The organism is Streptomyces sp. SID13031, from assembly GCF_010548305.1.
Classification (GTDB): domain Bacteria; phylum Actinomycetota; class Actinomycetes; order Propionibacteriales; family Kribbellaceae; genus Kribbella.
On sequence record NZ_JAAGLV010000006.1, the window covers coordinates 259,268 to 281,189 of the forward strand.

Below are 21,922 nucleotides of genomic sequence, written 5' to 3' on the forward strand. Positions count from 1 at the left end.
TCGGGGTGTCCACGCCCCAGGTGGCAGGTACGACGGCAGCAGTTCCTGACTCCCACGCAAGCGCGGTAACAGTGGCGGGACCGTCCCGGACTCACACCGGGTTCCTGCTGAAAGCCATCGATGACGCGCCCGACTCTAGTCGACCGGTCCGATGGGTACTCGCCCACGGTCGGGCTCCTGCTCGCTCCGACGGCGACGCGATGGGCTGCGATGAGCGATCGATTGGCTATGAGAGCAGGTTGAGGACGCGGTCTGCCTGTAGTTCGGCGGTTTCGGGTGGGTTGCGGTGTGCCGCGGCTCATGGTGATCGAGGGCGGCGCAGGTAGTACAAGACTGATCGGGGTCGGCACCAGGTGAGGCCTCGCGGCGGAGATCGCCCGCAAGGCTGCCCACTCGCGCAGGTGTTCGTTCCGGCTCCAGTCGGTATAGGTCTTCGTGACGACCTCGCCGCTGATCTCGACCTGATGCGTCTGACTCATCACCTCGATCATCCACGACAGAAATGGTCAGTAGCGAGTGGAGTCTTCCAGGAGAAGCGGCAGGGTCGGGTGGGAGGTGCCGTCGACTGTTGTGCCGCTGAACTGGAGGATCGGGGCCAGTTGGGCGTTGTTCTCGGCGGGGAAGTTCAGCTGTGGCGTCGAGGCCTGGGTCAGGTCCGCGTGGATGTCGTCGGGGAGGTCCAGGGCGAGGGAGCGGAGGTTCGAGCGGAGCTGGTCCAGGCGGCGCGCCCCGAGGATCGTCGAGGTGATGCCGGGTTGCTGGCGGACCCAGGCGAGCGCGACCTCCGCGGGGGCGGCTTCCAGTTTGTCCGCCGCCGCGTGGAGGGCCTCGAGCACCGGCCGGGCAGAAGCCGGAGGCTGGCGGTCGCGGCTGCGGGCGGTGTCGATCGGGGCAGTGTTCGACGGGTTGTACTTACCTGAGAGCCAGCCGCCTTTCAGCGGCGACCAGGGCAGGATTCCCATTCCGAGGCTGGCGGCCATCGGGAGCAGCTCGCCTTCCGGGGTCCGTTCGAGCAGGGAATACTCGGCTTGTACGGCGATGATGGGCGCCCAGCCGCGAAGGCGGGCGATGACCGCTGCCTCAGCAGTGGCCCAGGCGGGGATGTCGGAGAAGCCGATGTAGCGGACCTTGCCGGCGGCAACCAGATCGTCGAGGGCGCGCAACGTCTCCTCGCGCGGGGTCAGCGGATCGAAGTTGTGCAACCAGTACACGTCGATGTAGTCGGTCCGCAGCCGGCGCAGCGAGTCGTCCAGCTGGTGCATGATCGCCTTGCGCCCGGGGCCGCCGCCGTTGGGGTCGCCCGGGTGCAGGTTCACGAAGAATTTCGTACCGATGACGAGGCGGTCGCGCAGTCCGGCGCGACCGGCGAGCCAGTCGCCGACGATCGCTTCGGAGTGGCCGTTGGTGTAGATGTTCGCGGTGTCGATCGAGTTGCCGCCGGCATCGACGTACTCGTCCAGCATCTGCCCGGACTCCTCCACGGAGGCGCCCCAGCCGTGGTCTTCGCCGAAGGTCATGGTGCCCAGCGTCGCCGGGCTGATGCGGAGCCCGGAGCCGGGCACGGTCAGATAGGAATCCAAGGTTGTCATGGGACAAGTCTTGGTCGCCCCCGGCCGGCTTCCTAGACGGATCCGGTCGAACCTTTGCCTGATCTGCTCACCGCTGCACGGATCGGGCGCGGGCCTGGTTCACTGGGGTGGTGAGCCGGTTGACTTCGTTACGCGAGCTGGTCGCCTCGATGGCACCCCAGGCCGGTACGCCGGTCTGGATCGACGGCATGTCGCTGTACCGCCAGCCAACCACCACTCAATCGCTCAACGGAACCACCAAGCCGACGCTCGCTCTGGTGCTCCAAGGGACCAAGCAGTCGGTACTGGGCGGGCAGGTCTACGAATACCACGCCGGGCAGTTCCTGGTCGTCACCGTCGACCTGCCGCTCGTCTCGAGGATCACCCAGGCCTCCTCCACCGAGCCGTTCGTCGCTTTCGGGATGCCGCTGCAACCCGCGTTGATCGCCGAACTGCTGCTCGAGGCCGAGGGCGCCAACCGCCGTACTCCCCGCATTGGCACCGAGACCGGCCTCGCACTGGCCATCAGCGATGCCGGCGACGAACTGCTGGCCGCGATCGAACGGCTCCTTCTCCTGCACCGGAATCCGGCCGACTACCGCATCCTTGCTCCCGGCATCATTCGCGAGGTGCATTGGTGGCTGCTCGCCGGACCGCAGGGAAACCTCGTCCGGCAGGTCGGCCTGGCCGACTCCGGCGTCACCCTGGTCGCGACCGCGGTCCGCTGGATCCAGGAACATTTCGACCAGCCACTCAGCATCGAGGACCTGGCGAACAGGACCGGCGCCAGCGTCTCCACGCTGAATCGGCATTTCCGCGCCAGCACCAGCCTGAGCCCCCTCCAGTACCAGAAGACCCTCCGGCTCCAGCATGCCCGGCTCGCGCTGCTAACCACGCCGGACGACATCGGGCGAGTCGGCCACAGCGTCGGCTACCACTCCTTGTCCCAGTTCAGCCGCGAGTACCGCCGCATGTTCGGCGTACCGCCATCAGCCGACACCGGCCATCCGCCCGCAGCGAACGGCTAGTGCGCTAACGCTGCGTCCTCGGGTCCTGGGTGGGGTCGGCGTACATCCGTGGGCAACCACGAGCGATCGCACCGGCGCGTAGTTCGTAGTGCCAGGGCTCGTTCCGGTAGATCTGGCACAACCCGTACTCGGCGCCATGATCGGACAGCCACGCGGTCGCAGTGGAGCGCCCGATGTCGACCGCCTCCCCCGCCACGTGCGGAGACGTGTCCGCCGTGGCCACCCAACGGGCAGCCTCCTCTTTCGAGCCGTACTTCGAGACCGCCGCCCGAAGAAGCTGATTCTGGTACTCCGGGGAACGCCAGCCGCTGTTGACGTAGAACTCGATTCCGTCGTCAGCGGCATCCGTCGCAGCGGTACGCAGGGCCTGGAGTAGCCCGGCGTCGAGGTTCGTCACGCCGGGATACCGGTCATCGAACACCGTCACCCCGTCGGGCAGGCCACCGTCGGCCGCTGCAGTGGTACCACCGTGGTCGCCCCGAAGGCCTTCGCTGACCGATGACACCACCGACCGGAAGAAGAGGATCCCGATGAGCGCGGCGGTGACGGCGATCAGGCCAAGGACGGGGAGCCGGCGGGACGATGTCGGTGCTGGTGCGGTTCGACTCATGCTGCAAGCCAAGGCGCCGCGGTGTTGCCGGCTCGTAGGTGTTTTTTGATACGCCGTCGATAGGTACCGACTCGTAGCATGAAGAGCATGCGTGTGCTGGTGGTCGAGGACGAGCCCCTGATGGCCCAAGCCATCCGCGACGGATTGCGGTTGGAGGCGATCGCGGCTGACATCGCCGGTGACGGCGATACGGCGCTGGAGCTGTTGAGCGTCAACGCCTACGACATCGCCGTTCTCGACCGCGACATTCCCGGGCCCTCCGGCGACGAGATCGCCGAACACATCGTTGCCTCCAGCAGCGGTATGCCGATCTTGATGCTCACCGCCGCCGACCGGCTCAACGACAAGGCCTCCGGGTTCGAGCTCGGCGCCGACGACTACCTGACCAAGCCGTTCGCGCTGCGAGAGCTCGCACTGAGGCTCCGAGCGCTCGACCGCCGGCGCACGCTCAACCGGCCGCCCGTGCGGGAGATCGCAGGTTTGCGGCTGGATCCGTTCCGCCGGGAGGTGTACGCAACGGCAGCTACGTCGCGCTGACCAGAAAGCAGTTCGCCGTGCTCGAGGTTCTCGTCGGCGCCGAGGGTGGCATCATCAGCGCCGAGGAGCTGCTGGAACGAGCCTGGGACGAGAACGCCGACCCCTTCACCAACGCGGTGCGGATCACGGTCTCGGCACTGCGCAAACGCCTCGGCGAACCGTGGATCATCGCCACCGTGCTCGGCGTCGGCTACCGCATCGACACGGCCGGCACCGCGCAGGCCGAAGGCGATCGTGGATAGGGCGCCCGGTACGAGCGTTCGCCTCAAGCTCACCCTCAGCTATGCGGGGGTGGTCATGCTCACCGGAGTCGGCCTGCTCGCAGTCGTGTGGTTCTTCCTGCTGCGGTACGTACCCGACGTGATCGTCGAAACGATGATGATCCCCGACCGCGCCGACCTGCTGGCCGCCTTCGCCCCGAAGGCAGCCCTGATGCTGGCACTCCTGCTGATCTTCGGCCTGCTGGGCGGGTGGATGCTGGCCGGCAGCATGCTCGCGCCGCTGACCCGCATCAGCAATGCCACCCGCCTGGCAACGAACGGCTCACTCTCCCACCGGATCCAGCTGGAAGGACGCCAGGACGAGTTCCGCGATCTCGCCGACGCCTTCGACACCATGCTGGCGCAGCTCGAAGCACACGACGCCGAACAGCAGAGATTCGCAGCCAACGCCTCCCACGAACTGCGCACCCCACTGGCGATCACGCAGACCCTTCTCGACGTCGCCCACCAAGATCCGAAGGTCGACAGCGGTGAGCTCGTCGACCGCCTCCAGTACGTCAACAACCGGGCGATCGACCTCACTGAAGCACTTCTCCTGCTCAGCCGCGCCAACCACCGGTCCTTCACCCGCGAGCAGGTCGACCTTTCCCTGACGGCGGAAGAAGCCGCTGAAACCCTTCTCCCCTCGCCGAGAACAGAACGGCTTCGTCCGGCCCACAGCCATAGACCGTGATACCCGTCGTCGGCCGGGGACGCACTAAAGTGGGCGGGCGCGGTGAGCGCCCGAAGTGGTCCCTGTGGCTCGAAAGGATTTCTGTGGCTCAGCACTCCCCCAGACCGCGGGTGCTCGACGTTCTCGCTGCCGACCGGCCGTGGGAGGTACCGGACGAGTGGCTTGCCGGGGTTCGCGGGCGGCTGCGCGCGTGGGCCGACGATCCGCGGGCGTTGCGGCCGGGCGCCTTTCCGGAGTTCGTCGACGGGACGCCCGCCGCGGTGTGGTTGACCCACCAGGTCGCGCCGTTGCTGACCGGGTGGATTCCGGTGCTTCACGGCGAGTACGCCGATATCGCGGCCGTACTGACCCGGGATTTCCATCGGTCGCCGGTTCGCTTCGGCGGTGGCGGGCATCTGGTCCGGGTCGCGGAGACGGACTGGCCGCTGCAGGCGGTGTCCGGCGCGCGCGGGTTCAACGAAGAAGGCCGTCGGCAAGCGTTGCAGCTGTCTCGCGATGTGGTGAGCCTGTTCGTCGATGCTCCGCCGATGGCGGCTCGCGCGCAGGCGCTGACCACCGCGTTCGACCGGGTGCTGGGTGACCGGGAGGCCACCCGGATGCATGTCGCTGCCGACTACGAGACGATCGCCGAGTTCTGGCGGACCGCGGTACTCAGCGACGCGGAGCGCGCAGTACTGCCGGAGCTGGGTGGTTCGTCGGCGGCGTTGCGGTATTCGCTCGATGCGCTGCGGGATGCGCATGGCGAGCTGTCGGCGGTGGTTGCGGATGGTGATGCTCCCGACTTCGCACGGGTGCTGGCTCGGCTGATTCGGGCTAGTGGGCTTGGCGGTCAGCCTCCCGCGGTGGGGCAGATCCTTGGCGTTGCCGGGTGGGATGTCGAGAACGCGCTGGCTGAGCTCAGGGCCGGCTTCGATGTGCAGGGCTGGCTGGGGCGCAATACCGAGTGGCTTGGGCGGGCCATCGCCGGGGACCAGCGGGTGCTGGCGCGGTCTTGGGTTGCCGCCGCGACTCGGGTGTCGGTCGAGCTGGCCGTAGTACTCGAGAACGGGCCGTGGCCGGAGCCGGAGGTTCCTGACCTGGGGGCTTTCTTCGAGCTCCTCGATGGTGAACGCGCGGCGGTCGCTGTTGATCCGCTGCCAGTTGTCGCGCCTGTGGTTGTCGCTGAGCCTGTGGTTGCCGCTGAACCCACGCCGGTGGTCGACGTACCGGAGGTCGATGGGTCGGCGCTGGTGGTACCGGAGCCGGTGGTCGATCGGAATGACGCGCTAGCCGAGTTGGAGGCGTTGGTCGGGCTGGAGTCGGTCAAGGAGTCGGTCCGGCGGATGGTGGCCGAGATCAAGACCAACCAGCGCCGCAAGGAGTTCGGGCTGCCGACCCAGGAGCGCGCCCGGCACATGGTGTTCGTCGGCAAGCCCGGTACGGCCAAGACCACCATCGCGCGGTTGCTCGCCCGGATCTATCAGCAGCTGGGGGTGCTGAAGAAGGGGCATGTGGTCGAGGTCGACCGGTCCGACCTGGTCGGGTCCGGCGTCGGTACCACCGCGCCGATGACGACCGCCAAGTTCCGCGAGGCGCTCGGCGGGGTGCTGTTCGTCGACGAGGCGTACACGCTGGTACCGGACAGCAACCCGGGCGACTACGGGCTCGAAGCCGTCGCCACGCTGCTGAAGATGATGGAGGACAACCGCGACGAGTGCGTCGTGATCGTCGCCGGGTACCACCGGGAGATGCAGCGGTTCATGGACTCGAACCCGGGGCTCGCTTCACGGTTCCCGAAACTGCTGTCGTTCGCCGAGTACGACACCGACCAACTCGTCGCCATCTTCGAGCTCCAGGCCCGGCAGAAGGGGATGATCTACACCGACGAGGTGCTGGCCATGGTGCACCGGATCATCCCGGCCGCACCCCGCGGCCACAACTTCGGCAACGGCCGGTTCATCCGCAACGTCCTCGAGGAGTCCATCTCCAACCAGGCGAACCGACTCGCTCTGCGCGATCCCGACAGCCTGACGGAGCGCGACCTGCGCGAACTCCTCCCCGAGGACATCAAACCGGCCACCTCCATGCGCGCCGAGGACTACCTCCTCCAGCGGCCCGGCACCTGAGGCCGTCCCGAACGACAGGACATAGTGCTGGTCGGCCCGATCTCCTGAGCGTGAACCAGCCGGCACCAGGGCCGCTTTGCGGACCATGTCCTGTCCTTCGGCACACAACCCCCTTCGCTCAGCCCGCATAGGCCTTCTGATAAAGGTCGCGGAGCTCAGGGCTGTCGGGACCGCTCTCGCCACAGATGCTGACCTGGGCGTTGGTGGCGGTGACGAGGTAGGTGCCGCCGACCTTGAACTCGACGCCGAGGAGGGTGGTGACGGCGTCGGCGTCGGACTGGACCTCGACCGTCGTCGCGGTGCCGCCGCGGTACCAGTGGTCGACCTTCAGGGTGACCAGTTCGCCTTGGATCGCGGTGACGGTGCCTGCGAAGGCGGTCTGCAACCGGCGGAGGTCAGCCACCTCCACAGCCCTGCATTTGCCGGCGGCGCCATCTCCGACGGTCAGCTTGAGTGGCCGGTCGGTCGCCGGGCTCGGGGTCGTACTTGTGCTTGTGGTGGCTGTCGGTGCACCGGCTACCGGGTGGTTGTCGCCTTGGCCGGCGGTGAGGCCCCAGACAAGGCCGCCGGCCGCGAGCAGCACTCCGGCGGCGACAGCAGGCAGCCAACGGCGGCGGCTTCCGCGGGGGCTTCCGTCCGGCGTCTCGGGGGCGGGTCGGGCGTCGGTCTCGGTGCTCATGGTGGCCTCCAGGAGGCGGTCGATGTCGGGCTCGGGAGCGTTCGACAGCGGCGCCGGGTCGGCGGCCCTCAGCTGGGCCAGCAATTCGTCGTCGTTCACAGCTCGCTCCCTTCTTTGCCCAGTTCCTGTCCGGCAGCGGTCTCGTTCTTTCGCCCGAGCAGAACGGCCAGCCGTTTCTTTGCCCGATGCAACCGAATGCTGACGGCGTTCGGCGTCAACCCGGTCACCTCCGCGATCCCCTTCGGCGCCAACCCTTCCCAGGCCCACAACATCACCACTTCGCGATCCAGCTCCCCCAGGCTGCGCAAGGCGTCATACAGCTCGGAGTGGTCAATACTTGCTGCCGGCAACTCAACCGCGGTCCGGGTCAGCCTCTCCACGAGCCGCAGCCGACGCCCATCGGCCCGCCGGGCATTAGCCAGGCACCCCCGCGCAACCCCGTAACACCACGGCAGCACCTCATCCGGATCGACCGCAGTACCGTCTCCCAACCCCGGCACATCATCAATCCGCCGCCACAACACCACCATCGTCTCGGCCAGCACATCCTCAACGGCATCCGCATCAGCCCGCCGCACCAGATACCGCTGCACCGGCCCCGCCACCACCCGGACCAACGCCTCGAAGCGAGCCTCGCGCACCCGCACATCCTCTCGCCCGACCATGAAAGTCACACTCCCACCTGTCCGGCACACCCCGAGTTCTTTCATCCCGCGCGGCGGAATTCCCTAGCGTCGGGTCAGCTGGACGTGGGTGACGGCTGGGGAGCTGAGGTGTTCGGTGATCCGGTACTGCGCCAAGGTGTCGCCCAGGTTGTCGAAGAGGCGGAGGCCGGCGCCGGCCAGGAGGGGGACGATGGCCAGGTTGAGTTCGTCGATCAGGCCGGCGCGCAGGTACCGCTGAACTGTTGTGGGGCCGCCGCCGACGACTATGTCCTGGCCGGCTGCTGCCTCCAAGGCCTGCTGGTGGACCTTTTCGACCGGGTCGTCGGTGAAGTGGAAGGTGGTGCCGCCTTCCATCGGGAGGTCCGGGCGCAGGTGGTGGGTGTGGACGAAGGTGTCGTGGTGGTACGGCGGATTGGGGCCCCACCAGCCCGTCCACGACTCGTCCTCCCACGGGCCGCGCTGCGGGCCGAACATGTTGCGGCCCATGATCGTGGCGCCGATGTTGTCGTTCCAGCGCGCCGCCCGCTCGGCGTCGAGGCCGGTCGCGCCGTCCTCCATCGCGGCGAACATCCAGTCGTGCAGCCCTTCCATCCCGTCGCCGAACGGCGCGTCCAGCCGCTGGTTCAGCCCGGTCGCGAACCCGTCCAGCGTGATCGAGAAGTTGTGAACGCGTACCTTCGCCATGACCTGTCTCCTGCCTCGTGTGATTGCCTTCACCACCCGGTCGGAACCGCCGAACCGGTTTTGACCTCGCCTGCCGAAGTACCGGAAAAGAAGTGGACAGGGGCGGGCCGGTTTCAGCAGGCTATCGGCGATGACCAGTAGCGAAGTGTGGGACGAGGACACTGCGACGCAGTACGACGCGTCGTCCGCCGGGATGTTCAATCCGGAGGTGCTCGACCCGACCGTCGACTTCCTCGCGGGATTCGCCGGGTCGGGTGCGGCGCTGGAGTTCGCGATCGGTACTGGCCGCGTGGCCCTCCCGTTCGCGGCCCGCGGCGTCGCCGTGACCGGCATCGAACTGTCCGAGCCGATGGTGGCTCAACTGCGGCAGAAGGTCGACGAAGCGACGATGCCTGTGGTGGTGGGCGACATGGCCACCACGCGCGTTGCGGGCGAGTTCGACTTGGTCTATCTCGTCTTCAACAGCATCTCCAACCTCCGCACCCAGGCCGAGCAGGTCGAGTGCTTCCGCAACGCGTCCCGGCATCTCAAGCCTGGCGGGCGATTCGTGATCGAGCTGTGGGTCCCAGCCATCCGGCGGATGCCTCCCGGCCAGTCGGCTGTTCCAATGACCCTTGGCGACGACGGACATCTGATCTTCGACACATACGACCTGGCGACGCAGGCGTGCACGTCACACCACTACTCGCACAAGACCGACGGCACCACCCGGTACGGCGCGGGCAACTTCCGCTACATCTGGCCGGCCGAGTGCGACCTGATGGCGCAACTCGCGGGGCTCGAGTTCGAGGCCCGGTACGCCGACTGGAACCGCACCCCGTTCACCTCAGACAGCGAAAGCCACATCTCCGTCTGGCAAAAGCCGACGTAGTACTCAGTGGCCGACGTAGTACTCAATGGCCGGCGTAGTGGGCGGCGAGCATGTCGGTGGCCCAGTCGTTGCGGAGGTCTCGCCAGACTGAGTGGATGTGGTTGGCGTTGTCCTGGGTGTTGTCGTACTCCGCCAGGAAGGTCGGTCCGGCGATCGAGTAGTAGTGTCCGGCGCCCGGCTCGGTCGCGCCCGCCCAGGCGAACGTCAGTCGTTCGATGCCCTGCTCCGTGATGTCCTGCCATGTCTGCAGACCGATCGGCCCCGAGGCGCGGCCGATGTACTGGCCGATCAGCAGGCTGAAGAGTTGCCGCTGCTCAGGGTTGAGTTCGCCGTACGGCAGCCCCCGCAGCAAAACCTTCGGGTCGGCGACAGGATCGAAGCGGGTGAGAATGTCATGCGGCGCCGTGTCGGAGACAACAGCAAGCTCCCGCTGCCCATCCTCCAGCGACTCCAAGAACGAGAACCCCAGATCCTGCTCGGCCGGCAGCGTCCGCAACCCCGCATGCGGCCCGGACAACACCGTCGCCGGCTCCGACCCGAAGAACTGCGGCGTGAACCCGATCGCACCCGACACGAACGTCACATGCAACGCCAGATGATGCCCATTGAGACGCCAAGCCCACGGCTCGAAGCCCGACGGATCGCCGAGCACCCGGAGGAAGTACCGCTGCTCAGAACCGACATCCACCGAAGAGCCCGGCTCGGCCTGCGGCAGCCCCCGCCGAATCGCTTCGGCGAACATCACCGATCGCGCATCCGCCAGCCCACGCTCGCTCAACGCGATCTCCAGCAGCCGCATCGCGAGCCGCCGCTGCTCGACCGACAACTCCCCCAGCGTCAGACCGGGACGGTCACCCGGCAGGTACGTCCATACCTGATGATCGGGCGTATCGAACGGTGCAACGATCTTCGCCCGCAGCTCAGGACTCAGGCTGCCCAGCAGTTCGACCGCCGCAACGCTGGACTGTTCTACAACCATGCCGATCGCTCCCGTTCAGTCGGAGTGTGCGGAGTCCATTGCTCGAACGGACGATCCAGCTTGTACCGGAAGTCCGGCTGCCGCAGCAGGATCCGTGTCTCGGCGTTGCCCGGGTTGCGGAGCGTCTCGAAGAACTTCACCGACCAGTGGAACCAGCGCATGCAGAACAGCCGCATCGTCAGCCCGTGCGACACCAGCAGCACGTTCCGTGGCGAGTCCGGCGTCTCGAAGTCGCGATGCATCGTCTCCAGAAAACTCGACACCCGGTCGTACACGTCAGAACCCGATTCGCCATGCGTGAACCGGTAGAAGAAGTGCCCGTACGAATCCCGCAGCGCCTCCTGCCGGACGATGTCCTCGGTGTCCTGGAAGTTCGCCCAGTCCTGCTCGCGCAGCCGCGGCTCCTCCCGGGCGACCCCGATCAGATCGTCCAGCCCGAGCGAGTCGAGTGTCTGCAAAGCTCGCAGGTACGGCGAGACGTAGACCCGCACCGGCTCGCCCTCGAACAGCTCGCCCAAACTCTTGCCCGCCGCCGCAGCCTGCTCGTGCCCGCGCGCGGTGAGCGGGACTGAGTGGTCGGGCACCGTCTCGTAGATCTGCTTGTCCATGTTCGCCATGGATTCCCCGTGCCGGATCAGCGCGATCCGCATCGGCCGCTGAGTCAGATGCATGTCCGCTCCTTTCCTCCGGGAAACAGCTTCGGACGCAACGCCAGGATTGCCGCGACCGCGGCCGCCGCGTAGGAGACGCGCCGGGCGAGCGACGCCGTACGCCGGATGTCGCCCACCGCCGGCGGAAGCCCATCGCCGAGCGTCCCGCGATCCTCCACCTCGTCGCCATAGGTGTTCGTCCCGCCAAGCCGAACCCCGAGCGCCCCGGCGAAGGCCGCCTCTACCGGCCCCGCATTCGGGCTCGGATGCCGCGGCGCATCCCGCTGCCAGATCCGCCACGACTCAGCGAACCGACCGGACACCACCCCAGTCAGTACTGCGCAAGCGCGCGCCGGCCCCAGGTTGACCAGATCGTCAAGCCGCGCCGAGGCCCACCCGAAGTTCCGGTACCGCGCGGACTGGTACCCGACCATCGCATCGAGTGTGTTCACCGCTCGATACCCGACCAGCCCGGGGATCCCGAGCAGCCCGCCCCAAACCAGCGGCGCCACGGTCGCATCCGACGTGTTCTCCGCCACCGACTCCACCGTTGCGCGAGCCAACTCGTCCGCCGAAAGGTCGGTCGCATCCCGGCTGCACAGATAGCTCAACCGCCCCCGAGCAGCCTCGAGCTCCTTCGCCTCCAGGAACCCGGCCATCACCTCAGCCTCGCGCTCCAGACTCCGCCCGCCCAGTACCGCCCAGGTCGCGGCCGCCGTCAGCACCGTCTGCGCAACCGGCCGGCCGCGCGTCAGCCGCTCGGCGACCACGCCACCCGCCGTCACCGCCCCGACGAGCACCCCCGCGTACGCCGTACCGGCTGCTCGTGAATCGGAGTACAAGCTGGTCTCGAGCCGCCCGGCCACCTGCCCGAACCCGGCGACCGGATGGAACCGGCGTGGGTCGCCCAACCAGCGATCGGCGGCGAAGCCGAGGAGAAGACCTACTGCTCTGGACACTCCGCGAAGTCTGCCAGGCCCGGCAAGTTCTATGTGGAAGGGTGACGATCATGGGAATTGCAGACCAACTGCGCGCGGTCGCCGGGCGCGGCGAGTTCGGTGTCTGGCTGGGGCGGCTCGACGGGATCGCGGTGTTCCGGCACGACGCGGAGCGGACGCACTACGCCGCGAGCACGATGAAACTGCCGGTCGCGATCGCGATGAGGCGGAAGGTCGAGGCCGGCGAGCTCGCGCTCGACCAGCCGGTCACCGTGCACAACGACTTCGCCTCGGCGGCGGGCGGCCGGTTCGGCGTGAACCCGGCCGAGGATGAAGCCCCCGCGACCTGGACCACGATGGGCGAGCAGGTCACGCTCGACTGGCTGGCGACCGAGATGATCACGAACTCGAGCAATCTCGCCACCGACCTCGTCCTGGAACAGACCGGCGTGACCGCGGCGAACGCAGTACTGGCTGAGTACGGGTCCGGCGCCAGCGTGATCCGCCGCGGCATCGACGACGCGGCAGCGCAGGCCGCCGGGATCAGCAACCTGATGAGCCCGGCCGACCTCGCGGCCGTCTTGGTTGCGGTAGGCAACGACAAGAGCAGCGCGGGCGACTACGTCCGCGACCTGCTCGCGGGCAACACCTGGAACGGCGAGATCCCGGCACTGCTGCCCGAGGGCACCCGGGTCGAGCACAAGAACGGCTGGGACATCCGGATCCGGCACGACGGCGGCATCGTCCATCCCGACGACGCCGAGGCGTTCGTACTCGTGGTCTGTACGACCTCCGAGCTGCCCGACGCCGAGGCACAGAAGCTGATCGCCCAGATCGCCGCCGAAGTCTGGACCCATCGACACGATCTGGAGGCGATCCGGTGAAACTCACCACCCACCTGGTCTCCGCACCCCTGCACACCCCCTTCATCACAGCGCTCCGTACTGCGACGAGCGCCGACTCCCTGCTCGTCGAGCTCAGCGACGGCGAGCTGAGCGGATGGGGCGAGGCGCCCCAGGTCTGGAAGGTGACCGGCGAATCGCTCGCCGGCGCCCAGGCCTGTGTCGAAGGCCCCATCGCCACGGCGCTGGACGGCCTGGAGCCCGACGACTTCACCGAGGCGTTGCGCCGGATCCAGGGCGCCGTGCAAGGAAACTTCGGGGCGAAGGCAGCGGTGGATGTCGCGCTGCACGACCTGGTGGCGCGGCGTCGCGGGCAGACCTTGCACGGCTTCCTCGGGTCCACCGTCGACACGGTTCGGACCGACGTGACGTTGTCCGTCGGGAAGCCCGAGGCGCTGGCGGCGTCCGCGATCGACCGGATCGCCGACGGGTTCGACGTGCTGAAGGTGAAGGTCGGCACGGGTGACGCGAAGGCCGACTTCCACCGGGTCCGCCGGGTGCGCGAGGCGATCGGGCCGGATCCGCGCCTGCGCCTCGACGCCAACCAGGGCTGGAGCCGGCGCGACGCGGTGAACGCGATCCGCGCTCTGGAGGACGCCGGGTGCGATATCGAGCTCGTCGAGCAGCCGGTCGTCGCGGCCGATCTCGAGGGGATGGCGTGGATCACGGACCGGGTCAGTACGCCGATTTTGGCCGACGAGTCGGTGTACGGCGTACGGGACCTGGTCGCGGTGATCCGGCTCGGCGCGGCTGATCTGATCAACGTGAAGCTCGCCAAGTGCGGCGGACTCGGACCGGCTCGGACGCTGCTGGAGCTGGCGCGCGAGCACGGGCTCGGCGCGATCGTGGGCTCGATGATGGAGAGCCATGTGGGGATCGGCGCGGCCGCGGCGCTCGTCGCGGCGTACCCGACGACGGCCGTCAACGACCTCGACGCCGCGTGGTGGCTGGCGGAGTCGCCGGTCGTCGGTGGGGTGCGGTACGACGGCCCGGTGATCCACCTGCCGACGGCCGCTGGGCTCGGCGTGGCAGGCTTGACCCCATGAAGTTGGTTTCCAACAAAGTTCCGGTCAGCACCGTTTGGACTTCACCGGATGCACCGCGCGATGTCGACGCTCCGGCGATCGCTGCTCAGCCTGATGTCGCCGCTTGGGCCAAGGCGATGGACATCGAGACCCGGTTGGGGCTGCACGGCCGGATGCTGACCCAGTTGCTGTTCGCCGAGCCGGTGCTCGTGCGCTCCGAGCGGAACGGCTGGTCCGAGATCATCGCGCCGTGGCAGCCGTCCTCGGCCGACGACCTCGGGTATCCGGGTTGGGTGCCGTCGAGCCATCTCGGTGAGCTGCCGGAGGCCGCCACTGCGCCGGTTGCTGTGACTGTGCCGACTGCCGAGCTGTTTGCTGAGCCCGGGTCGGGTCATCTGGCCGACCTGTCGTTCGCGACGGTACTGGCGTCGGTGGATCACGCCGATGGGTTCACCCGCGTGGCGCTGCCCGACGGCGGCTCTGGGTGGCTTGCGGATGACGCATTGCGCCCGGTCGACTCCCCGTCCGTACCGGAAGACCGGATCCGCCTGGGGTCGCTCTTCCTCGGACTCGATTACCTCTGGGGCGGTACGTCGACATACGGGCTGGACTGCTCGGGCCTCGTACACGCCGTCAACCGAGTACTCGGCCAACGGCTCCCCCGCGACGCCCATGACCAATGCGCGGCTCTGGAGCACATCCCCACCGAGGAAGCCCGCCCCGGCGACCTCTACTTCTTCGGCCGCCCGGGCAAGAAGGTCCACCACGTCGGCTTCGTCTCCCCCCAAGGCATGCTCCACGCCTCCGAAACCGGCAAACGCCTCGAGAACGAACCCCTCCTCCCCGAACGCCGCCAAACCCTGGTCGCCACCGCCCGCCTCACCCCACGCCATTTCGGCGGTTAACCGCCGGAAATCGTGGCAGGGGGCGCGCTCTGCGACAACAAGTCGGCGCCCGATCCCCTCGGGGGATCGGGCGCCGGTTGAGTTGGTCAGGACTTCTTGGAGTTCGTCTGCTCGGGCTCCTGGATGTTGTCCAGTTCGGCGCGAGTGGCTTCGTCCAGCTCGCCGCCGCCGGCCTGCGCCGCCTCGGCCTTGGCCGGGGTAGCGGTTTCGGCTCCAGCTTCGGTCGAGTCCGCGGTGTCGACCTCGGCCGGCTGGGACTGCGTGTTGCGGGACTTGTGCAGGCTGAGGATCGTGGTGATGCCCAGCGTCACGATGATGAAGCCGAGCGAGACCAAGATCGGGATCTCCGGGGCCCACTCGATGTGCTTGCCACCGTTGATGAACGGCAACTCGTTCTCGTGCATCGCGTGCAGGACCAGCTTCACGCCGATGAAGGCGAGCACGACCGACAGTCCGAGCGACAGGTACACGAGCCGCCGCAGCAGGTCGCCGAGCAGGAAGTACAGCTGCCGTAGACCCATCAGCGCGAACACGTTGGCGGTGAAGACCAGGAACGGCTCCTGCGTCAGACCGTAGATCGCCGGGATCGAGTCCAGCGCGAACAGCAGGTCCGTAGTACCGAGCGCGATGATGACGATCGCCATCGGGGTGACTAGGCGCTTGCCGTTCTTGCGCACCGTCAGCTTGACGCCGTTGTACTCGTCGGTCGCGTTCAGCCGCTTCTTGGCGAACCGGATGACCGCGTTCTCCTTGTAGTCCTCGTCGTCGTTCTCACCCTGCTTGGCCAGGTGGATCGCGGTGTAGACGAGGAACGCGCCGAACAGGTAGAAGACCCAGGAGAACTCGTTGATCGCGGCCGCGCCGACGGCGATGAAGATGCCGCGGAAGAACAGCGCCAGGATGATGCCGACGAGCAGCGCCGTCTGCTGGTACTTCCTGGGCACCTGGAACCTGGCCATGATGATCAGGAAGATGAACAGGTTGTCCACGCTGAGGCTGTACTCGGTCAGCCAGCCGGCGAAGAACTGGCCGGCGTACTCGCCGCCGGAGAAGACCCAGACGCCGAGCCCGAAGACGACGGCGAGCGAGACGTAGAAGGTGATCGCCCGCGCCGATTCCTTGGTGGTCGGTTCGTGCGGGCGACGGCCGATGATGAAGACATCGAAGGCCAGGAGTGCTAGCAGCACCCCGACAGTGATGTACCAGACGTAGTCGGCAATATGCACAGGAAACCTCCGGAGCTCAGACGAATATCGGACTCCGAAGGTCTCTTCCGCCTGGCTCGATCAGTCGGGCCTGGCCGGCGGCACCGGGCGCGGGGACGAACCCTTGACCGTGATGACGATACCGCCGCGAAAGGAATACTCCCCTTCAATGGCCCTATTCTCGCCGGTCGATGTCCAAGTTTCCAAATCGAGCGCGCCGATCCCGCCTGTCGGAATGATCACGTCGAGCGACGGGAATATCTTGCCTGAGTAGTCAGGTTGATCACGGGTAGAGCTACGGCCGCTTCGATTTCGGCAGCTTCGCGACGATCGTCTCGTACGAGGCGTCGACGAGTTCGAGGATCTCCTGATCGGGCACCGACCCGCCGAGCCGCACGGTGTTCCAGCCGGATCGCCCGATGTACGCCGACTTGCTGACGTCGTCCGGATAGGTGCCGACGAGCTCATCGGCCTCCTCGCGATTGCTCCCGCACTTGACCCCGACCGCACCGCCAGAGCCGAGAAACGCGAAGATCTTGTCCCCCACCTTCGCGACCACGTCGCCCTCCCAAGGCTCGTCCTGCCAAGCCCCTGCCTTGCCCAGGCAGTGCTCCAGCACGTCAGCTCCGGTCAATCTCATCTGTCTCCTCCAGACTTGATCGTCCAAGTAGAGCAGGGGCCGGGCGAAACCTGTTTGATGAACTCCGCAGGAGCGGACAGTATGGCTGGTTGTGCCCGGACCGGAGGTGCCTCAAGGTCGGGATCACGAACCATCGCGGACCGATGGACTGCCGGCATCCAGCACAGGCGACTCGCCCGGGCGGCCGCTTCGTTCTCCTGCTTTCCGGTGGTTCTTCGCCGGCTGGTCGATCTCCATGGCCGGCAGCGCGATGGCGCCCGTCGCGCTGGCGTTCGGTGTTCTCGAGGCCACTGACAGCGCCGGCGTCAGTCAGGCCGGGGTGGCGATCGTCCTCCTGACCCACCAGGACCCTGGCCACCGTGGCGATGGTGAAGCTGACCGTACGGCGACCGATGGTGCGGGCGCTGTCCTTGATGACCCTCGCCGCCGTACCGCTGATCCTCCTCGGCACCGGCGCGAATGTCTTCTGGCTGGCCGCGGCGGCGTTCGCCGCGGGGATGGCCGCCGAGTTCTTCACCGTCGTCTGGTCGACGGTCTGTCACCTCCACATCCCCGAACGACTGCTCTCCCGAGTCGGCGCCTACGACGAGTTCGGGTCGTTCGCGTCGATTCCGCTCGGGCAGCTGTCAGTCCCGTTCCTGGCGGCGGCTTTCGGCACCGCAACTGTCGCAGTCGCGGGCGGAGCGCTGCTGGCGGTAGCCATGCTGCTACCCCTGCTCCTGCCATCGCTGCGGAGAATCGAAGTGACCCCGGCTCCTCGGGCAGCCGCAGATGGTGGCTGACTTTTTGTCACCTACATCTCCCGGCTGAGCACGCGGCCGCCGCGTACGCTCCGGGGCATGGCTTCAGTTGTCGTTGCTGCTGTTCAGGCTGGGTCGGTTCTTTTCGATACGCCCGCGACGCTTGCGAAGGGTGAGCACTTCATCCGCGAGGCCGCCGCCGGTGGCGCCCGGTTGGTGGTACTGCCGGAGGCGTTCGTCGGCGGGTACCCGAAGGGAGTCGACTTCGGGGTGACCGTCGGGTCGCGGACTGCGGAAGGCCGGGAGCTCTTCCGCCGCTATCGCGAGGCTGCAATCGCCGTACCGGGCCCTGAGACCGCACAGCTGGCAGAGCTGTCCGGTCAGCTCGGCGTCGACCTGGTCATCGGCGTGATCGAACGCGACGGCGGCACCCTGTACTGCACCGCACTGTTCTTCACCTCAGCCGCCGGGCTGGTCGCCAAACACCGCAAGCTCCTGCCGACCGCGGCCGAACGTTATCTCTGGGGCCAGGGCGACGGTTCGACGATGCCGGCCGTCCGCAGCGAGTACGGCGTACTCGGCGCGGCCATCTGCTGGGAGAACTACCTGCCGTTGTTCCGACAGGCCATGTACGCCAAGGGCATCGACATCTGGTGCGCGCCCACCGTCGACGACCGCGACCAGTGGCAGGCCACGATGCGCCACATCGCCCTCGAAGGCCGGTGTTTCGTGATCAGCGCCAACCAGTACCTGACCCGCGCCGACCTCCCGGCGGATGTCCACCCCCTCCAGGGCGACTCCCCCGACACCGTCCTCATCAACGGCGGCAGCACGATCATCTCCCCCTTGGGCGAGATCCTCACCGGCCCCGCCCGCGCCGGCGAGACCGTCCTGCTGGCCGAACTCGACCTGACCGACCGCGACCGCTCATTCCTCGACTTCGACCCAGTCGGCCACTACAGCCGCCCCGACATCTTCACCCTCACCGTCAACGAATCCCCCCAACACACAGTCACCCGCACCGACTGATCCCCGGGGCAGCACGTGGTCGAGCGCGACCCCCACCAACTCGATCGGCGCCTCCCCACCGCCCGACGACGAAACCCGCGAGCCCGCGGCGATGCCCGGTACGCCGCCCCCGCTGCCGCCAACCTCGCCGTCAGCTACAGATAGCTTCCACCCGCAGCCGCACATTCCAGGCAAACCCACCCGACCAGCGGGTGAAAGCAGCTGGGTCAGGTCTGTGCGGGCTGCGCCGCTCCGGCAGCGGGGTGGGGTCTACTTGGCGCCGGCGTTGACCATTTGGCGGAGTTCCTTTTTGAGTTCTGAGATTTCGTCTCGGTAGCGGGCGGCTACTTCGAACTGGAGTTCGGCGGCTGCGTTGTGCATCTGGTCGGTGAGTTGCTGGATCAGGTCGGCCAGGTCTGAGGATGGCAGGCCGCCGGCCAGTTCTCTTGCCTTTTCGCCGGCCTTGAGTTTGCCGCCGCCGGGGACCGGGGCCTTGCCGCGGGATTGGGTGCGGCCGTTGCCGAGGAGTTCGGCGGTGTCGGCGTCCTCGCGGGCGAGCATGTCGGTGATGTCGGCGATCCGCTTGCGCAGCGGTTGTGGGTCGACGCCGTGCGCGGTGTTGTACTCGACCTGGATGGCGCGGCGGCGATTGGTCTCGTCGATCGCCAATTCCATCGACGGGGTGATCTTGTCGGCGTACATGAAGACCGCACCGGACACGTTCCGGGCGGCGCGGCCGATCGTCTGGATCAGCGAGCGGCCCGAGCGCAGGAAGCCTTCCTTGTCCGCGTCCAGGATCGCGACCAGCGACACCTCCGGCAGGTCGAGGCCCTCCCGCAGCAGGTTGATGCCGACCAGTACGTCGTACTCGCCCATCCGCAGCTCGCGGAGCAACTCGACCCGGCGCAGCGTGTCCACCTCGCTGTGCAGATACCTGGTCCGGATGCCCATCTCGAGCAGATAGTCGGTCAGGTCCTCCGACATCTTCTTCGTCAGCGTGGTGACCAGGACCCGCTCGTTGCGCTCGGTCCGCAGCCGGATCTCGTGGATCAGGTCATCGATCTGGCCCTTGGTCGGCTTCACGATCACCTCGGGGTCGATCAGACCCGTCGGCCGGATGATCTGCTCGACGTGGCCGTCCGACTTGTCCTGCTCGTACTGCCCCGGGGTCGCCGACAGGTAGACCGTCTGGCCGATCCGCTCCAGGAACTCCTCCCAGCGCAGCGGCCGGTTGTCCATCGCCGACGGCAGCCGGAACCCGTGCTCGACCAGCGTCCGCTTGCGGGACATGTCGCCCTCGTACATCCCGCCGATCTGCGGCACGGTGACGTGCGACTCGTCGATCACCAGCAGGAAGTCCTCGGGGAAGTAGTCCAGCAGGCAGTGTGGCGCCGTCCCGGTCTCTCGTCCGTCGGTGTGGCGGGAGTAGTTCTCGATGCCGGAGCAGGTGCCGATCTGCCGCATCATCTCGATGTCGTAGGTCGTCCGCATCCGCAGCCGCTGGGCCTCCAGCAGTTGCCCGCCACGCTCCAGCTCCGCCAGCCGCTCCGCGAGCTCGGCCTCGATGCTGGTGATCGCGCGCTCCATCTTCTCGGGCGCGGTCACGTAGTGCGTCGCGGCACCGATGTAGAGCTCGGTCTCCTCGCTGAGGATCTCGCCGGTCAGCGGGTGCAGCGTCATCACCCGCTCGATCTCGTCACCGAAGAACTCCACCCGGACGGCCAGCTCCTGGTAGACCGGGAAGACCTCGAGCGTGTCGCCGCGGACCCGGAAGGTGCCACGGGTGCCGGCCAGGTCGTTGCGCGCGTACTGCACGCCGACCAGCTTGCGGAGCAGACCGTCGCGGTCCATCTCGTCGCCGACCTTCACGTGGATCATCCGGTTCAAGTACTCGTCGGCTGAACCCAGGCCGTAGATGCACGAGACGGTCGCGACCACGACCACGTCGCGCCGGGTCAGCAGGGACCAGGTCGCGGAGTGCCGCAGCCGCTCGACCTCCTCGTTGATCGAGGAGTCCTTCTCGATGTAGGTGTCCGTCTGCGGGACATACGCCTCGGGCTGGTAGTAGTCGTAGTACGAGACGAAGTACTCGACCGCGTTCTCCGGGAAGAAGTGCCGCAGCTCGGTCGCGAACTGGGCGGCCAGCGTCTTGTTCGGCTGGAGGATCAGCATCGGCCGCTGGATCTTCTCGGCCAGCCATGCCATCGTCGCCGTCTTACCGGTACCCGTGGCGCCCAGCAGCACCACGTCTTGCTCGCCCGCGTTGATCCGCCGTTCGAGCTCGGCGATCGCGGCCGGCTGGTCGCCGGCCGGATCGAAGTCGGACACGACCTTGAGGGGCGCGACCATACGCTGGAGATCGGTGACCTGTCTCATGACAACCACCGTACGGCGCACCGCCGACAGTTTCCGAAAATCCGCCAACAGCGGACGGCCGGACCCCGCCAACGGGCGACAAAACGGCCTAGGAGTAGCTCTTCACCACAGAGTTGTTCATCGCGATCAGCTCGTTGACCCGCCGGTCGTAGACCCGCGACTCCAGCCCCGCGTCCGTCGCCGTGACCTGCCCGAACTGGTCCTGGTACGCCGTCACGAACCCGCGGAACGGCAGCAGTTTCCCCTTCGTCGAGGGCACGTCGGCGGTGTAGCCGATCGAGTAGCAGGCCTTCAGCGCGGGAATCGCGCACTCCACCACGACGCCCTTACCGATCCGGACGTTCTCGAACCCGTTCGACTCGATGTCCACCAGGTGCTCGGCGAACGACTTGGCGTCGTACAACTGCGTCTGCCGGACCCAGAAGTAACCGTCGATGAGCCCACGGTGATTGAACTCCTGCAGCATCCAGTACTTCCCGGAGATCGTCTTGTCCGGCCCCTGCAGCCAGCCCTTCGCCGGCGTGAACCAGACGCCCTTGCCGACCTCGATCCCGACGTCGTTCGGTCCCTTGGTGTTGGGCGCCTTGGTCGGCTCCGGCGTGAACAGTGTGCCGACGGGATCCGGCGTGATGGAGTCGTCGGCCACCGGCGTCCCGCCCTCGTCCTTGCCGCCGCCGCTGACCAGGAGCACCACGCCGACCGCGATCAGCAGCACCGCGAGTACGGCACCGCCCATCACGATCCACGACGTCTTCGACGACTTGGCCTTCGTCCGGAGCTGTGGCCCAGCCGGACCCGGACCCCAGCCGCCCTGGGCCGGCGGCTGCTGCGGAGTTCCGTACGGCTGACTCAT

Annotated in this window: 20 protein-coding genes, 2 pseudogenes and 1 riboswitch; of the genes and pseudogenes, 10 read left to right on the forward strand and 12 right to left on the reverse strand. The window is 67.4% G+C overall.

Annotated elements, in window-relative coordinates:
• Window positions 1-19: 19 nt before the first annotated feature.
• A riboswitch (cobalamin riboswitch) is annotated at window positions 20-149 on the reverse strand.
• 357 nt (window positions 150-506) lie between these two features.
• Window positions 507-1,589, reverse strand: a complete 1,083-nt coding sequence (locus tag G3I17_RS14990) for an aldo/keto reductase (RefSeq protein ID WP_164596617.1) — start codon at window positions 1,587-1,589, stop codon at window positions 507-509.
• A gap of 110 nt (window positions 1,590-1,699) precedes the next feature.
• Here G3I17_RS14990 and G3I17_RS14995 point away from each other — a divergent pair, with 110 nt between their 5' ends.
• Window positions 1,700-2,596, forward strand: coding sequence for an AraC family transcriptional regulator (locus G3I17_RS14995; protein ID WP_343238312.1), 897 nt, complete (start codon window positions 1,700-1,702; stop codon window positions 2,594-2,596).
• Between the two features lie 4 nt (window positions 2,597-2,600).
• Here G3I17_RS14995 and G3I17_RS15000 read toward each other — a convergent pair whose 3' ends face one another.
• Window positions 2,601-3,206: a M15 family metallopeptidase gene (locus tag G3I17_RS15000; protein WP_164596618.1), complete on the reverse strand. Its 606-nt coding sequence runs from the start codon at window positions 3,204-3,206 to the stop codon at window positions 2,601-2,603.
• An 87-nt stretch (window positions 3,207-3,293) separates the two neighbouring features.
• Here G3I17_RS15000 and G3I17_RS15005 point away from each other — a divergent pair.
• The 3 genes and pseudogenes from G3I17_RS15005 to G3I17_RS42105 all read left to right on the forward strand — a co-directional run bounded on the left by G3I17_RS15005 (window position 3,294) and on the right by G3I17_RS42105 (window position 6,802).
• Window positions 3,294-3,985: pseudogene (locus G3I17_RS15005) on the forward strand (response regulator transcription factor).
• Window positions 3,978-4,649 (forward strand): annotated as a pseudogene (locus G3I17_RS15010) (histidine kinase dimerization/phospho-acceptor domain-containing protein); the annotation flags it as partial. The pseudogenes G3I17_RS15005 and G3I17_RS15010, both read left to right, overlap by 8 nt.
• Window positions 4,650-4,780: 131 nt before the next feature.
• Window positions 4,781-6,802 carry an AAA family ATPase gene (locus tag G3I17_RS42105; RefSeq protein WP_203590205.1) on the forward strand — a complete coding sequence of 674 codons (2,022 nt, stop codon included), beginning with the start codon at window positions 4,781-4,783 and terminating at the stop codon, window positions 6,800-6,802.
• A gap of 118 nt (window positions 6,803-6,920) precedes the next feature.
• Here G3I17_RS42105 and G3I17_RS15020 read toward each other — a convergent pair whose 3' ends face one another.
• The 3 genes from G3I17_RS15020 to G3I17_RS15030 all read right to left on the reverse strand — a co-directional run bounded on the left by G3I17_RS15020 (window position 6,921) and on the right by G3I17_RS15030 (window position 8,830).
• Entirely contained in the window at window positions 6,921-7,580 is a 660-nt protein-coding gene (locus tag G3I17_RS15020; RefSeq protein ID WP_164596619.1) for a hypothetical protein, read from the reverse strand.
• Window positions 7,577-8,146 carry a sigma-70 family RNA polymerase sigma factor gene (locus tag G3I17_RS15025; RefSeq protein ID WP_164596729.1) on the reverse strand — a complete coding sequence of 190 codons (570 nt, stop codon included), beginning with the start codon at window positions 8,144-8,146 and terminating at the stop codon, window positions 7,577-7,579. Before G3I17_RS15025 ends, G3I17_RS15020 begins: the two co-directional genes overlap by 4 nt.
• Before the next feature lie 63 nt (window positions 8,147-8,209).
• Window positions 8,210-8,830: a dihydrofolate reductase family protein gene (locus G3I17_RS15030; RefSeq protein WP_164596620.1), complete on the reverse strand. Its 621-nt coding sequence runs from the start codon at window positions 8,828-8,830 to the stop codon at window positions 8,210-8,212.
• A gap of 130 nt (window positions 8,831-8,960) precedes the next feature.
• On the opposite strand from G3I17_RS15030, the gene G3I17_RS15035 reads away from it, so the two are divergent.
• Complete coding sequence (locus G3I17_RS15035; protein ID WP_164596621.1) at window positions 8,961-9,701, forward strand: class I SAM-dependent methyltransferase; 741 nt, start codon at window positions 8,961-8,963, stop codon at window positions 9,699-9,701.
• A 22-nt stretch (window positions 9,702-9,723) separates the two neighbouring features.
• Here G3I17_RS15035 and G3I17_RS15040 read toward each other — a convergent pair whose 3' ends face one another.
• From G3I17_RS15040 to G3I17_RS15050, 3 genes are read right to left on the reverse strand one after another with little or no spacing between them, the layout of a single operon-like run.
• The gene (locus tag G3I17_RS15040) at window positions 9,724-10,680 is read right to left on the reverse strand and encodes a DUF3500 domain-containing protein (RefSeq protein WP_164596622.1); all 957 of its coding nucleotides are present in this window, start codon (window positions 10,678-10,680) and stop codon (window positions 9,724-9,726) included.
• Complete coding sequence (locus tag G3I17_RS15045; protein ID WP_164596623.1) at window positions 10,671-11,351, reverse strand: phosphoglycerate mutase family protein; 681 nt, start codon at window positions 11,349-11,351, stop codon at window positions 10,671-10,673. Before G3I17_RS15045 ends, G3I17_RS15040 begins: the two co-directional genes overlap by 10 nt.
• Entirely contained in the window at window positions 11,342-12,289 is a 948-nt protein-coding gene (locus G3I17_RS15050; RefSeq protein ID WP_164596624.1) for a cobalamin biosynthesis protein, read from the reverse strand. The genes G3I17_RS15045 and G3I17_RS15050 overlap by 10 nt, the downstream gene beginning before the upstream one ends.
• A gap of 50 nt (window positions 12,290-12,339) precedes the next feature.
• Between G3I17_RS15050 and G3I17_RS15055 the strand changes: the two genes are divergently transcribed.
• From G3I17_RS15055 to G3I17_RS15065, 3 genes are read left to right on the forward strand one after another with little or no spacing between them, the layout of a single operon-like run.
• Complete coding sequence (locus G3I17_RS15055; RefSeq protein ID WP_203590206.1) at window positions 12,340-13,152, forward strand: serine hydrolase; 813 nt, start codon at window positions 12,340-12,342, stop codon at window positions 13,150-13,152.
• Window positions 13,149-14,216, forward strand: a complete 1,068-nt coding sequence (locus G3I17_RS15060; RefSeq protein WP_164596626.1) for a dipeptide epimerase — start codon at window positions 13,149-13,151, stop codon at window positions 14,214-14,216. Before G3I17_RS15055 ends, G3I17_RS15060 begins: the two co-directional genes overlap by 4 nt.
• On the forward strand, window positions 14,213-15,100 hold the full coding sequence (locus G3I17_RS15065) for an NlpC/P60 family protein (protein WP_164596627.1): 888 nt from the start codon (window positions 14,213-14,215) through the stop codon (window positions 15,098-15,100). The genes G3I17_RS15060 and G3I17_RS15065 overlap by 4 nt, the downstream gene beginning before the upstream one ends.
• A gap of 86 nt (window positions 15,101-15,186) precedes the next feature.
• Here the strand turns inward: G3I17_RS15065 and G3I17_RS15070 are convergent, their stop codons facing one another.
• The gene (locus G3I17_RS15070; protein WP_164596628.1) at window positions 15,187-16,326 is read right to left on the reverse strand and encodes a TerC family protein; all 1,140 of its coding nucleotides are present in this window, start codon (window positions 16,324-16,326) and stop codon (window positions 15,187-15,189) included.
• Between the two features lie 274 nt (window positions 16,327-16,600).
• Window positions 16,601-16,945, reverse strand: coding sequence for an MmcQ/YjbR family DNA-binding protein (locus tag G3I17_RS15075; protein WP_203590207.1), 345 nt, complete (start codon window positions 16,943-16,945; stop codon window positions 16,601-16,603).
• A 359-nt stretch (window positions 16,946-17,304) separates the two neighbouring features.
• Here G3I17_RS15075 and G3I17_RS15080 point away from each other — a divergent pair, with 359 nt between their 5' ends.
• Window positions 17,305-17,727 (forward strand): MFS transporter, encoded by a 423-nt coding sequence (locus G3I17_RS15080; RefSeq protein WP_164596629.1) that lies wholly within the window; start codon window positions 17,305-17,307, stop codon window positions 17,725-17,727.
• 57 nt (window positions 17,728-17,784) lie between these two features.
• Window positions 17,785-18,714, forward strand: a complete 930-nt coding sequence (locus G3I17_RS15085; protein WP_164596630.1) for a nitrilase-related carbon-nitrogen hydrolase — start codon at window positions 17,785-17,787, stop codon at window positions 18,712-18,714.
• A gap of 249 nt (window positions 18,715-18,963) precedes the next feature.
• Here the strand turns inward: G3I17_RS15085 and uvrB are convergent, their stop codons facing one another.
• Entirely contained in the window at window positions 18,964-21,069 is a 2,106-nt protein-coding gene (gene uvrB, locus G3I17_RS15090) for an excinuclease ABC subunit UvrB (RefSeq protein ID WP_164596631.1), read from the reverse strand.
• A gap of 88 nt (window positions 21,070-21,157) precedes the next feature.
• On the reverse strand, window positions 21,158-21,922 hold the full coding sequence (locus G3I17_RS15095) for a hypothetical protein (RefSeq protein ID WP_164596632.1): 765 nt from the start codon (window positions 21,920-21,922) through the stop codon (window positions 21,158-21,160).